Source organism: Methylomonas koyamae (assembly GCF_006483455.1).
In the GTDB taxonomy this organism is placed as follows: Bacteria; Pseudomonadota; Gammaproteobacteria; order Methylococcales; family Methylomonadaceae; genus Methylomonas; species Methylomonas koyamae_B.
In genome coordinates, this window is record NZ_PPPU01000022.1 from 147,850 (window position 1) to 159,800 (window position 11,951).

Here is an 11,951-nt window from a genome sequence, read left to right on the forward strand (position 1 = left end):
GTTCAGTTCGGCCATTTTCTGACCCAAATATGGCGGCCCCAGTATAAAAACACCGGAAACAGGCCCCACCAGAAAAAATGTTCCAGTCGGCCGGTCGCTTCGTCGCCGTAGGGGACGACGAAAGCCGGTACCGCCAGCATCCAGATTGCGGATAAGACCACCGCCAGTTTGTTTTTGCGGTTTAACCGCCGGAACCAGGTAATTGTTCTGATCATGTTTGCTCGCCGTCGAGGCGGCGGACTTTTGCGCCAAGGAAATTGCGTAGCAACGACACGGCGACGATGGTGGCGGCGAATCCACCGCAAGCCCACAGAAAGGGTTGCACGTAACCGATGATCACGGCGCAGCCGACCAGAAAAAAGCCCAGGAAACTGAATTCCCAGCCGATGTGGTAACCGTCCAGCATCGCCGCCAAGCCTAAAATCAGCAATATCACCAAGTCGGCGCTGACGCCGGACAATTGGCCGGACTTGTTCAAAAAGGCTGCGGCGATCACGACCACGATGGTATGCAGCCAATGCATCGCCTGCGCCTTCAACACCTGGCCGAAATCGGCGGCGCCGTTTTTGGCCTGCAGCCAGGACACGAACACCGAAAGCGAACCGAATACGAACACCATAGTCAGCCAGTAACCGTAGCCGTCATCCGGATTGAAATCGGTAATGTAAATTCCGGCCAGAGATAACAAAACCAGCAGAATAAACACGCTTTGCTCGACAAAAACGTAGCGCTTGCCGGGTTCGGTTTCGGGTATTGACGGTTCTTGATACATGCTTGGGCTTCCTGAAAAATGGTGCGGTTGGGACAAGGGGTTTTATTAACCCGACTTTAAAATAGGGTCGCTCCCGCCAAAGCGGGGGCCCAGAATCAATAGTGGATTCCCGCCTTCGCTGGAATGACGACTCCAGGGAGTTTAAGGGCCTGGTTAATAGTTCACGCGGCCGCGGCGCATTCACTAGCTGGCTCAGCATAGCGCGGCATCGGCTCGCAGGTAAAGCCGGCTCGCCGCCGTGCGGGCCAGTCGGTCAAAACAGGCTGCCGTTGATCAGAAAATGCGCGCCGACGCTGCCGAGATAGCCCAACATGATGGCCGGCGCCCATTTCAGGTGGGTCATAAAGGTGTAAACCCCCTTCGCTTGCCCCATCAGCGCGACGCCTGCGGCCGAGCCTACCGATAGCAAGCTGCCGCCGACTCCCGCGGTCAATGTCACCAGCAACCATTGGCCCTCGCTCATGTCCGGCGTCATGGCCAGTATCGCGAACATCACCGGAATGTTATCCACCACCGCCGACACGATACCGACCAGAATGTTGGCCGGCGTCGCCCCCAGTTCTCCGTACAGGAACTCGGACAGATGCTGCAAATAGCCGATGAAGTTGAGGCCGCCGACGCACAGCACCACGCCGTAAAAGAACAGCAGGGTGTCCCATTCCATCCTGGCCAGATGGTGGAACACGTCGAAACGCAGACCGTTGCCGCCATCGCCGGTCTCCGGCAGATGGTCCCCGGCCACGCCGTCGATACTTAGTTCCGGTTCGTCGCGGTGGGTGATGTGCAGGAAGTAGCCGAACAGTTGCAGGTAAGTCAGACCGGCCATCATGCCGACGGCGGCCGGCAATTGCAGGCTGTTCTGGAACCCGACCGCGGTCAGCACCGTCAGCAGAAACAGCAGGACGATGCGTTTGGCGCCGCGCAGCGTGCGGATTTGGACCTGAATCGGCGCCGGCCGGGCGTTGGGTATTGCGAAATGCATGATGGTTGCCGGTATCAGAAAATTGACGACCGACGGAATGAACAGGTTGAAAAAGGTCCAAAACTCGATCATGCCCTTTTGCCAGACCATCAAGGTGGTAATGTCGCCGAAAGGGCAGAATGCGCCGCCGGCATTGGCGGCGACGACGGTGTTGACGCAGGAAATGCCGACGAAGCGCGGATTGTCTTTCCCGACTGCCATCACCACGGCGCACATCAGCATTGCGGTCGTCATGTTATTGGAGACCGCCGAAATGAAGAATGCCAGCAGGCCGGTGACCCAGAATAGCTGACGGTAACTGAAACCGCGATTTACCAGCCAGGCACGCAAGTTGTCGAATACGCGCCTTTCGTCCATCGCATTGATGTAGGCGATGGAGACGATCAAAAACAGGAATAATTCGCTGTAATCCAGCACGTAATGCCGTATCGCCGTTTCGGCGAGGTCCGACAAGCCATGGCTTTTGTAAATCAGTGCGATTGCCAGCCAAATTAGCGCGGCGGCCAGCATCATCGGCTTGGATTTGCGCAGTTCCAACAGTTCTTCCAGAACTACCAGCACGTAGGCGGTGGCAAACAAACCCAAGGCCAGGAAGCCGATCCAATGCCCGCTTAAATCCAAAGCCTCCGGCGTGGCGCAAAACGCGGAATTGGGCTGTAGCATTAACATGAAGCTGATGCCGGCATATCTCAGTTTGCCGGCCGAAAATTTGTTGATTGCCATACTAATAATCCTGATCAGTCTGTTGTCGGCAGCCCGGCATTTTGCCGCCCGAACGCCGGGCCGCGCAATACCGGCCGCCGGCTAGCATACCTGGAAAAACTGCAAATTCAGCCAATCACCGAGTCGATCAAGATCGCAATCCTGACGATCCGCTCAGCCCTAATCTACAACTGGCGCTGGGCCACGGTTTCGGTATCTGTGTCGGGTTTGGTTGCGCCGGTCTGCAGCAGTTCGCCGGTTGGCGCCGGCTCTGGTGCCGGCGGCGCGGTCGCTACGGCCGGCGTGTTGGCGTCATCCTGGCTCCGAACCAACAGCAGCGGTGTCAAGGCGGCGCAGACCAGGACGGGCAGGGCGGCGGCTTGTTTCAACCCCAAGCCGAACAAGGGCGGCAAACTGCTAGTCTCGCGCTCGGCGTCGGAGCGATAAGTCGCTTGCCACGGCTTGGCATGCAGCCAGGCCAACAGTCTGGCGATACTCAGCAGGCCGGCGATGCCGGCGAGGTTGACCGCGGCTGCGGCAAGCGGCTCCCGGCCGGCCCAATCCAGCGCCATTCCGCCCAAATACGACAGGACCATGCCGCACAAAAACAGGGGCAGGGACTGGCGTCCCATTTCGGCCAGCCAACGCGCCGGAGCTCGCTCCAAGCCTGCCGTGATGCGGGCCGGCAGTTGCGCGGCCAGATAGGCCAGTGCCAGCAGATGCAGCCAGCGCAAAGGGCCGAGGTGGCTTTTGTCCAGCAACGGCTCCAGCTGTGCCCGCAGTTCCAGTAATGGCGCATGCCGGCTATAGAACGGTTCGTAAGCCAACGGCACGGCCAGGGCCGCGATCAGGGCGCAGGCCAAGATCAGACCGGGCCGGTAGCCGGGTTGCGGCAGCCATCCGGCAGCGAAGGCAAAGCCGGTGAAAAACAACAGTTGCCAACAGAACGGATTGAAAAACCAGGGCCGGCCGTCGTGCGGGTCGCCGCTCAGCTCCAGTCCGTAGTGCCAGGCTGCCAGGTAAATCAGCAGCGAAGCCGCTACGGCCAGGTATTTGCCGAGCAGGGACAGGCTCCAGGCCAGCGGCACCCAGGCCAGCAGCACCAAATACAAAGGCAGGATGTCGAAATAATTCGGCACGTAACTCAATGCAAATAAATCGAACACAGCTTGCTGGGTATCGTTAAAAAAATAAGCGATGTTCAATTGTTGGATGTAGTCGGTTCCGGGCAACCAGCGGTTGCCGACTACGCAGACGGCGGCCATTGCCAAAAACGATGCCAGATGGGCGGCGTAAATCTGAGCACAACGCAAGAACACCCTGACGCTACCCAGCGCCAGGCCGGCCTGGCGGAAGCCGCGGCCGTAGGCGACGGCCGAGACGTATCCGGATAAAAACACGAAAATCTCCGCCGAATCGCTGAAGCCGAAACGCGACGGCGTGTACCAGAACCAGGGGTTGCCCGGCATGTGGTTGACGAAAATGACCAACAGCGCCACGCCGCGGAAAAAGTCCAATTGCCGATTGCGCGGTTGCGCGGTCGCTAATGTCGATTTCATAATGAACTCTGTTGTGGTGTCGGGTAGCTTGCCGTTGCCGGTTCGAGTAGCGCGATTAGCGGTGCGGTGGCAATCCCTGCGCTTGCCACCGGTTTTAACCCTGCCACTTTAGCGGGCTAACCTTTCATCAACCTTTCATTAGCGAGAATGGCACATGAGGATTTTGCTGGTCGAGGACGATCAGGCCTTGGCCGACGGACTGTCGCATAGTTTGCGCGACTGGGGATTCGACGTCACACTGGCCAAGACCGGTACCTTTGCCGTCGGGGTCTTGAGTACGCAACCCTTCGAGTTGGCGATTCTGGACTTGGGTCTGCCGGACATGGACGGGCGCGAAGTGTTGCGCGAATTGCGCGGGCGGCAGCAGTCGCCGATGCCGGTGTTGATATTGACCGCCCGCGACGGCCTGAACGACCGGGTCGGCGGCTTGCAGCTCGGTGCCGACGATTACATGACCAAGCCGTTCGAGCTGCTGGAACTGGAGGCGCGGGTCAGAGCGTTGTTGCGCCGCAGCCAGGGCGGTTTCAGTCACGATATCGTTTTCGGCGACCTGGTTTGGGATACCCGTCAGCAGCAGATCAAGGTGCGCGGCGAGCCCCTGCAACTGCCGCCGCGCGAATACGGCGTTCTGGAGGCGCTGTTGTTGCAGGCCGGGCGCGTAGTCAGCAAGGACCATATCGCCCAACGCTTGGCGGCGCGTTCCTACGAGTTGGCGGACAACGCCATCGAGGTCTACATCCACCGGTTGCGCAAACGGCTGGAACCCTATGCCATCGGTATCCGCACCTTGCGCGGCCTGGGCTATCTGCTGGAGCAAGACTGATGCGCAAACCGCAGAGCCTGAGAGCGCAGTTGCTGGCGCGGCTGACGCTGCCGTTGATCGCGGTCGTCGTGCTGGATGCCGCCGTGTCTTATTTCGTGGCGTTGCACTATGCCGACCGCGCTTACGACAGTTGGCTGCTGGACTCGGCCAAATCGTTGGCGCAGGAGGTGAAGACGCAAAAGGATAAAGTGACTTTCGATTTGCCGCCGATTGCGGTCGAAGTGTTCCGTTGGGACGCAATGGACAAGACCTTTTTCAAGGTCGAGTCGGCGGCGGCCGGATTCATTGCCGGCGACAGGGCATTGCCCGGTCCGGCGTTGGCGGCGATGGCGGCCGATGCGCCGTTGTTCTCCGACGGCGAAATCCAGGGGCGTAAGGTTCGCATCGTTTCGGTGTTGACCGCGTCGGCCGGCGGCGATAGCGGCGACGTGCTGGTGTCGGTCGCGGAAACCTTGAACAAGCGGCGCGGCATGATGAACGAGATTTTGCTGGCGGTGGTCGCGCCCCAGCTATTACTGCTGCTGGTCGCCGGGCTCCACATCTGGGCCGGCATCAATCGCGGCTTGAGCCCGTTGCACGATCTGGCGACGCTGATCGGCCAGCGGTCGGCGCGGGAACTGGACCCGATTCCGGATACCAACGTGCCGCTGGAAGTGCGGTCCTTGACCCACACCATCAACGCGCTGCTGCAACGCCTGGGTTCCGCGCTGGCCGCGCAGCAGCGTTTCATCGAAAACGCCGCCCACCAACTACGCACGCCGCTGGCCGGGCTGAAAGTGCATGCCGAGCGGGCGTTGGCCGCGGATAGTCCGGACGCGATGAAACCGGCACTGAGCCACATCAAACATTCGGCAGACCGGGTGGCGCATTTGAGTTCGCAGTTGCTGGTTCTGGCCGGTTCCGAATCGGTCTCGCAGGGTTCGCGCCCGTTTCGGCTCCTGGATTTGGCCGCGCTGGCCAAAGCCTGCTGTATGGACTGGGTATATAAAGCCCTGGAACAGGAAATTGAATTGGGATTCGACGCGCCGCGCGTCCCGGTTTCGATCAAAGGCGACGAAACCCTGCTGCGGGAGCTGCTGAACAACCTGCTGGATAACAGTATTTGCTACAGCAATCCGGGCGGCCGGATCAACGTAACGGTTCTGGCTGACCCGCCCGGCTGGGTGGTCAAGGACGACGGTCCCGGTATCCGGCTGGAGGAAGCGGACCGGATATTCGAGCGGTTTTACCGGATTCCGGGCAGCCGCGGTGAAGGCTGCGGTTTGGGCCTGGCCATCGTCAAGGAAATCGCCGACCTGCACGCGGCGCGGATTGAAGTCGGCCCCGGCATCGGTGGCCACGGCAGCGGGATTAGCGTTTTGTTCGGCCGGCAATCTCGAGCCGGCTAGATGGCCGGCGTCAGCTATTGAAACCGCGGCGATCGCCCTTGTTGCCGCGTGATAACAGAATCCGGGTTCGTCTGGCTGACGTTTAACGTCAGCCAGATCAAAGCTTCTCCCACTCAGGGCAATGGTTTGTATGCCAGCAGTTGGGCCATGGTTTCCAGCAAGGCGATACGCGGATGAGTCTTGAGCCATACCAGGGCAATGGCTCGACTGGGGCGTTGCCGAATGTCGATGTAACGAATGTCTTTGTCTTCCGGCTGAATCGCCACGGATGGCATCAAGGTAACGCCGACACCGTTCCTGACCATGAAGCGCAGGGTTTCCAGACTCGACGCCCGAAAATCGTGTTCGATGAAACGGGACGGGTCGCACAATTTCAGTGCCTGGTCGCGCAGGCAGTGGCCTTCGTCCAGCAGTAGCAGGTTTTCGTTGGCGGCTTGGTTGAGGTCGACTTCGGCCTGATCGGCGAGCGGATGATCGGCGCTGACTGCCAGCGTGAATGGGTCCTCGAACAACACCCGGGAGTCTAGCGTATCGGGGGCGATCGGCAAGGCCAGCAGGGCCGCGTCCAGTTTTTTGTCGAGCAGCAATGCGATCAAGGCGTGGGTTTTTTCCTCAACCAATTGCAATTTGAGTTCCGGATAATGTTGCTTGATGCGAAAAACGTACTCCGGCAATACGTAACTTGCCAGCGACGGAAACGCGCCCAGTGACAGTTGGTTGCGTTGGCGGCCGCTGGCATGGGCGGCGATTTGGCGAATGGCGCGGGCGTCGTCGAGCATGCGGCGGGCGATGGGTAAAATCTCCCGACAGGCTTCGGTTACGTCCACATTGTTTTTGTCGCGCAAGAACAGGTCCACACCCAGATAGTCCTCGAGCTTTTTGATTTGGGTGCTCAAAGTGGGTTGGCTGATTGCACAATGTTCGGCCGCTTGGCTGAAGTTTCTAAATTCCGCCACCGCTACCAGATAGCTCAATTCGCGCAAAGTCATGGCTTGCTGCCCGTCGTTAGTTGGAAAGTCCGGAAAGGTTGGTTTCAGCCGCAAATGATAACAACATAAAGCGAGGCTTATTGATTCCGCCTATCGGCTTATCGAGGGAATCAATTTCTAATTCCAGGCTCTATTCGGTTCAATGTAGCCACCGAGCACGTTCAAAGGGCGGACGGATAATTCGCTAGTACCGTTGGCAATGGCAGATAAGTTTATTTGCCATCGCCGTACAGCAATTCGGTAGTGCCTGAGCGATGACGCCAGTTTTAAGCGGCTACGGTTTTATTCCGTAGCGGCATCTAAACTCAGCTATCGACGGTACGTATTTTCGCAGACTAACAATAATTAACAGAGGTGCACCATGAAAACCAAACCAATTTTGCTGGCATCCGCCTTGGCGTTAGCCATCTCCGCAGCCTTGAACGCCGGCCAGGTGTTGGCGGAATCGCAACCGACCATGAACAGTTTCTGGTGGCCGGACCAGTTGGATTTGACACCGCTACGCCAGAACGCGGCCGAGTCCAATCCGTTGGGACAAAATTTTAATTACGCGGCTCAATTCAAAACCCTGGACTTGACGGCGGTGAAAAAGGATATCGCCGGGGTGCTGCATACGTCCCAACCCTGGTGGCCGGCGGATTACGGCAATTACGGGCCGTTCTTCATTCGCATGGCCTGGCATAGCGCCGGTGTTTACCGCATCTTCGACGGCCGAGGCGGCGCCTCCGGCGGCCAGCAACGCTTCGAACCGCTCAACAGTTGGCCGGACAACGTCAACCTGGACAAAGCCAGACGCTTGTTGTGGCCGGTCAAACAAAAATACGGATCCAAACTGTCCTGGGCCGACTTGATGGTGCTGGCCGGCAACGTGGCGCTGGAAGACATGGGCTTCAAGACCTTAGGCTTTGCCGGCGGCCGTGCCGACGATTGGGAAGCCGAGGTCGTGAATTGGGGTAGCGAAAAGAAATTTCTGGCCGACGAACGCCATGACGAAAAAGGCGATCTGGCGAAACCGCTGGCCGCCGTGCAAATGGGCCTGATCTACGTCAACCCGGAGGGCCCCGGCGGCAATCCCGATCCGTTGGCAGCGGCCAAACATATCCGCGAAGCCTTCGGCCGGATGGCGATGAACGACGAGGAAACCGTGGCGCTGATCGCCGGCGGCCATACCTTCGGCAAGGCCCACGGTGCACATAAGCCGGACGAATGTGTCGGTAAGGAACCCGCCGCTGCCGGCATCGAACAGCAAGGCCTGGGCTGGGCCAACAAATGCGGTGCAGGCAACGGGGTCGACACGGTCAGTAGCGGCCTGGAGGGGGCCTGGTCGACCAATCCGACCCGCTGGACCCACGATTACCTGACTTGGCTGTATACCTTCGAGTGGCAACAAACCAAGAGCCCTGCCGGTGCGACGCAATGGATTCCGAAAGACGGCAAGGGCGACAACTTCGTGCCGGACGCGCACGATTCGAGCAAGCGCCATGCGCCGATCATGTTCACCACCGATTTGGCTTTGAAAATGGACCCGGAGTATCAAAAAATATCCAAACGTTTCCTGGATGACCCTAAAGCGTTCGAAGCGGCGTTCGCCAAAGCCTGGTTCAAGCTGACCCATCGCGACATGGGGCCGAAAGCGCGTTACGTCGGTGCCGAAGTGCCGGCCGAAGACTTTATCTGGCAGGATCCTATCCCCAAAGTCGATCATAAACTGATCGATGCCAAGGATGTCGCCAAGCTGAAATCGGCGATTCTGGCTTCGGATTTGACGATTCCGGAATTGGTCAGAACCGCCTGGGCATCGGCAGCCACCTTCCGCGGTACCGACCTGCGCGGCGGCGCTAACGGCGCGCGGATTCGGCTGGCGCCCCAGAAAGACTGGGAGGCCAACGATCCCGCCGAATTGGCTAAAGTGCTGGGCAAACTGGAAGCCGTCCAAGCCGACTTTAACCGCACTTTGAAAGGCGGCAAGAAAGTGTCGCTGGCCGACGTGATCGTGCTGGGCGGGTCGGCGGCGGTGGAAGAAGCCGCCAAAAAGGCCGGTTACAAGGTGCAAGTACCGTTCAAACCGGGGCGGATGGACGCGACCCAGGAGCAAACCGATGCCAATTCCGTCGCGGTGTTGGAACCCAAAGCCGACGGTTTCCGCAATTACTTCGGCAAGGATAATGCGCATTCGCCGGCGGAAATGCTGGTCGAGCGCGCCAACTTCCTGACCTTGACCGTACCGGAAATGACGGTGCTGGTCGGCGGTATGCGGGCACTGGATGCCAACGCCGGTCATAGCAAGCACGGCGTACTGACCAGCCGGCCGGGCACACTGAATAACGATTTCTTCGTCAATTTGTTGGATATGTCGACGCAGTGGAGCAAGTCGGCCAGTGATGGCATTTATGAGGGGCTTGACCGTTCGACCAAGCAAGTCAAATGGACTGCGACCCCCGTCGATTTGATTTTCGGCTCCAACTCCGAGTTGCGGGCGGTGGCCGAGGTGTAAGCGGCGGACGACGCCAAGCAGAAGTTCGTTCAGGACTTCGCCACTGCCTGGGCCAAGGTGATGGATTTGGATCGTTTCGAATTACACTAAACGCTCCGCGGCTTGACTAGGTCCGGGGCGGATCTAGTCGAGTGTCCGCGGTTTAAAAAAGGGGTTCAGTACGGCGGCATTCAGGCAGAGCAAGGTAAGAATCGAACGCTTTTACTTGAGTGTGCATCCGCTTGATTGCAGAGATTATTAATTAGGGATTGCAAAGGAGTGATCTATGAGAGTGCGTGGCGGCTTTGTTGGCATTATCGCCTGCTGGCTGGGCCTGACAATAGCGCCGGCCTTGGCGCAAGAATCCGCATTGGATGTCGGTGTCGGCGAACGTTTACTGGTGTTGGCTCCCCATCCGGACGACGAGAGTCTTAGTTCTGCCGGTTTGACTCAGCGAGTGTTTGCCAAAGGCGGCTCGGTGCGAGCCGTTGTCGTGACATCCGGCGATGCCTATGTCGATGCGGTAAAAATGGATACCGGCAAAAGCCGCTTGTCTGCGGCCGATTATTTGGCATTCGGCGAAAAACGGCTGGAAGAATCCCGCCGGGCGGCGCAGATTTTAGGCAACGGTTTCCTGCACTTGGATTTAATGGGATTTTCCGACGGTGCGATCTATTCCGCTCTGGTATCGCATTGGCGGCGAAACAGCCCGTTTCGGTCGCAATTCACCGGGTTCGACCATGTACCGTATCGCGACAGCCAGGATTGGGGCTACGCGCAAGATGGTAAAGATCTGGTCGCAGAATTGGTGGCAATCATGCAGGAGACCAAACCGACCATCATCAGTTTTCCGGATGTGATGGAAGACGATTCCGACCATGCCGGATTGGGTATGTTTGCATTGTTGGCGGTGCACGAATGGCGGGCGCAAGCATCGGCCGAACAGGTCAACCCGAAAATGTTGGCGTATCTGGTGCATTGGCCGCATTGGCCTACGGGTTCGGATTGGGGCGTCGCGCAGGATTGGAGCAACCAACCCATGCATTTGCCGGAAAATCTGCCGCCACGCGGGCATCGCCGGGTTTGCCTGGATTTGACGCCGACCGAGATCGCTCGCAAGCACGAAGCGATTGCCCAGTACGCGACGCAGCAACGCATTATGGCCGATTTTTTGGCCTCCTTCGTTCGCAGCAGCGAGTGTTTTACCCAGCTAACGCCGGCGAATACCAATCGGATCGAAGCGGTCATTGAACACTGGCAACAGGCGCGCAAGGCCTTTAACAATCATCCGCTGGATCGGCGAAAAATTTGACGGGATAGGGCTTGCGGCGGGCTCCGTGGCGGTTGCCTCGCGTTGGGCGACGCCGTACCTTCAGGCGCCGGAATTCGCCCACACTCCCGATGTGGGCGATGCAGCCGCCGCTGGCGCTATCAGATTACGCCGTCGCAGAGTCCGGTGACCGGGTTGTAGTGTTGTCCTGCCACCGGACAGATAAACCTGAAATTTACGCCCGGCTTACGGTACTGGCCGATTGAATCCAGCATGAAGTAAGGAACTAACGGCACCGGGCCGTTAAACTGATAATCCAAACCCACGCTGGAGAAAGGCGCTTTGCCGCCGATGCCGACGAAAAAACCGTTTTTGAAATCGTAGCCGCCGCCGACCTCGCCTTGCAGATAGTCGGCGCCGTTAAAGTATTTCAATCTTATTTGTCCGGGCTGCAGGCCGCCCCAAACCCGGAATGAAAACGAAATATCGCCGCCATAGGTATCGCCGTTCGAGCTGATGTTGGCATGGCGGAATCCGACGACCAATTCAGGAATGAAACTTTCTCCCAAAGTCCATTTTAGGCCGGCGTAGCCGTTATCGACATTGCGGTTGCTACGCGAGCTGTTGATCAGCGGCGAGGTGTTGACGAAGGAGGCCATTGCCGAACTACTGAATAGTAATGCGGCCGCCGCGATCGGCCCGAAATTGCGTTTATAGAGGAAAGTCATGGTTTTTCTCGTTATTGTTGTTATCGGTTGTCCGAACGCCGAGCGTTCGTGCCGCACAGTATCGGAGAGATTTCCGCGATCCAACAAACGGATTAGGCAAAATAAGGCCGGGTAGTCACACTTTTGCGAACCGGTTCCGGGATGGTTGTATTAGCGCCTGCAATTTTTAGGGCCTGCGCCGTTTGGCTTGGAACCGTCAGAACGGCGTATTGGCCGGGCGCCGGACAGAGGTAATAAGCTAAAGACAGTGTTTGTGCCGCGGCAG

The 11,951-nt window shown here is 58.4% G+C and carries 10 protein-coding genes; 4 read left to right on the top strand and 6 right to left on the bottom strand.

Annotated features, from left to right (window positions below; genetic code table 11):
- Nucleotides 1–2: 2 nt before the first annotated feature.
- The 4 genes from C2U68_RS13160 to C2U68_RS13175 form a co-directional block, all read right to left on the bottom strand.
- Entirely contained in the window at nt 3–215 is a 213-nt protein-coding gene (locus tag C2U68_RS13160; protein WP_140912937.1) for a hypothetical protein, read from the bottom strand.
- Nucleotides 212–772 carry a hypothetical protein gene (locus tag C2U68_RS13165; RefSeq protein ID WP_186289603.1) on the bottom strand — a complete coding sequence of 187 codons (561 nt, stop codon included), beginning with the start codon at nt 770–772 and terminating at the stop codon, nt 212–214. Before C2U68_RS13165 ends, C2U68_RS13160 begins: the two co-directional genes overlap by 4 nt.
- 253 nt (nt 773–1,025) lie before the next feature.
- Nucleotides 1,026–2,423 carry a sodium:proton antiporter NhaD gene (gene nhaD / locus C2U68_RS13170; protein ID WP_140912978.1) on the bottom strand — a complete coding sequence of 466 codons (1,398 nt, stop codon included), beginning with the start codon at nt 2,421–2,423 and terminating at the stop codon, nt 1,026–1,028.
- A gap of 218 nt (nt 2,424–2,641) precedes the next feature.
- Nucleotides 2,642–4,015: an OpgC family protein gene (locus C2U68_RS13175; RefSeq protein ID WP_140912938.1), complete on the bottom strand. Its 1,374-nt coding sequence runs from the start codon at nt 4,013–4,015 to the stop codon at nt 2,642–2,644.
- 154 nt (nt 4,016–4,169) lie between these two features.
- On the opposite strand from C2U68_RS13175, the gene C2U68_RS13180 reads away from it, so the two are divergent.
- Both C2U68_RS13180 and C2U68_RS13185 read left to right on the top strand, forming a co-directional pair.
- The gene (locus C2U68_RS13180) at nt 4,170–4,838 is read left to right on the top strand and encodes a response regulator transcription factor (RefSeq protein ID WP_140912939.1); all 669 of its coding nucleotides are present in this window, start codon (nt 4,170–4,172) and stop codon (nt 4,836–4,838) included.
- Nucleotides 4,838–6,226 (top strand): sensor histidine kinase, encoded by a 1,389-nt coding sequence (locus C2U68_RS13185; protein ID WP_140912940.1) that lies wholly within the window; start codon nt 4,838–4,840, stop codon nt 6,224–6,226. Before C2U68_RS13180 ends, C2U68_RS13185 begins: the two co-directional genes overlap by 1 nt.
- Nucleotides 6,227–6,339: 113 nt before the next feature.
- Here C2U68_RS13185 and C2U68_RS13190 read toward each other — a convergent pair whose 3' ends face one another.
- Nucleotides 6,340–7,215 (bottom strand): LysR substrate-binding domain-containing protein, encoded by an 876-nt coding sequence (locus C2U68_RS13190; protein WP_140912941.1) that lies wholly within the window; start codon nt 7,213–7,215, stop codon nt 6,340–6,342.
- Between the two features lie 361 nt (nt 7,216–7,576).
- On the opposite strand from C2U68_RS13190, the gene katG reads away from it, so the two are divergent.
- The gene (katG, locus tag C2U68_RS13195; protein WP_313901413.1) at nt 7,577–9,709 is read left to right on the top strand and encodes a catalase/peroxidase HPI; all 2,133 of its coding nucleotides are present in this window, start codon (nt 7,577–7,579) and stop codon (nt 9,707–9,709) included.
- A gap of 265 nt (nt 9,710–9,974) precedes the next feature.
- On the top strand, nt 9,975–11,000 hold the full coding sequence (locus tag C2U68_RS13200; RefSeq protein WP_140912942.1) for a PIG-L deacetylase family protein: 1,026 nt from the start codon (nt 9,975–9,977) through the stop codon (nt 10,998–11,000).
- Between the two features lie 119 nt (nt 11,001–11,119).
- Here C2U68_RS13200 and C2U68_RS13205 read toward each other — a convergent pair whose 3' ends face one another.
- Nucleotides 11,120–11,686 carry a hypothetical protein gene (locus C2U68_RS13205; protein WP_140912943.1) on the bottom strand — a complete coding sequence of 189 codons (567 nt, stop codon included), beginning with the start codon at nt 11,684–11,686 and terminating at the stop codon, nt 11,120–11,122.
- Nucleotides 11,687–11,951 lie beyond the last annotated feature (265 nt).

What these genes read in the sequence shown, in the direction of transcription:
- C2U68_RS13160 (WP_140912937.1), bottom strand. Translation starts at nt 215, where the DNA reads ATGATCAGAACAATTACCTGGTTCCGGCGGTTAAACCGCAAAAACAAA.
- C2U68_RS13165 (WP_186289603.1), bottom strand. Translation starts at nt 772, where the DNA reads ATGTATCAAGAACCGTCAATACCCGAAACCGAACCCGGCAAGCGCTAC.
- nhaD (WP_140912978.1), bottom strand. Translation starts at nt 2,423, where the DNA reads ATGTTAATGCTACAGCCCAATTCCGCGTTTTGCGCCACGCCGGAGGCT.
- C2U68_RS13175 (WP_140912938.1), bottom strand. Translation starts at nt 4,015, where the DNA reads ATGAAATCGACATTAGCGACCGCGCAACCGCGCAATCGGCAATTGGAC.
- C2U68_RS13180 (WP_140912939.1), top strand. Translation starts at nt 4,170, where the DNA reads ATGAGGATTTTGCTGGTCGAGGACGATCAGGCCTTGGCCGACGGACTG.
- C2U68_RS13185 (WP_140912940.1), top strand. Translation starts at nt 4,838, where the DNA reads ATGCGCAAACCGCAGAGCCTGAGAGCGCAGTTGCTGGCGCGGCTGACG.
- C2U68_RS13190 (WP_140912941.1), bottom strand. Translation starts at nt 7,215, where the DNA reads ATGACTTTGCGCGAATTGAGCTATCTGGTAGCGGTGGCGGAATTTAGA.
- katG (WP_313901413.1), top strand. Translation starts at nt 7,577, where the DNA reads ATGAAAACCAAACCAATTTTGCTGGCATCCGCCTTGGCGTTAGCCATC.
- C2U68_RS13200 (WP_140912942.1), top strand. Translation starts at nt 9,975, where the DNA reads ATGAGAGTGCGTGGCGGCTTTGTTGGCATTATCGCCTGCTGGCTGGGC.
- C2U68_RS13205 (WP_140912943.1), bottom strand. Translation starts at nt 11,686, where the DNA reads ATGACTTTCCTCTATAAACGCAATTTCGGGCCGATCGCGGCGGCCGCA.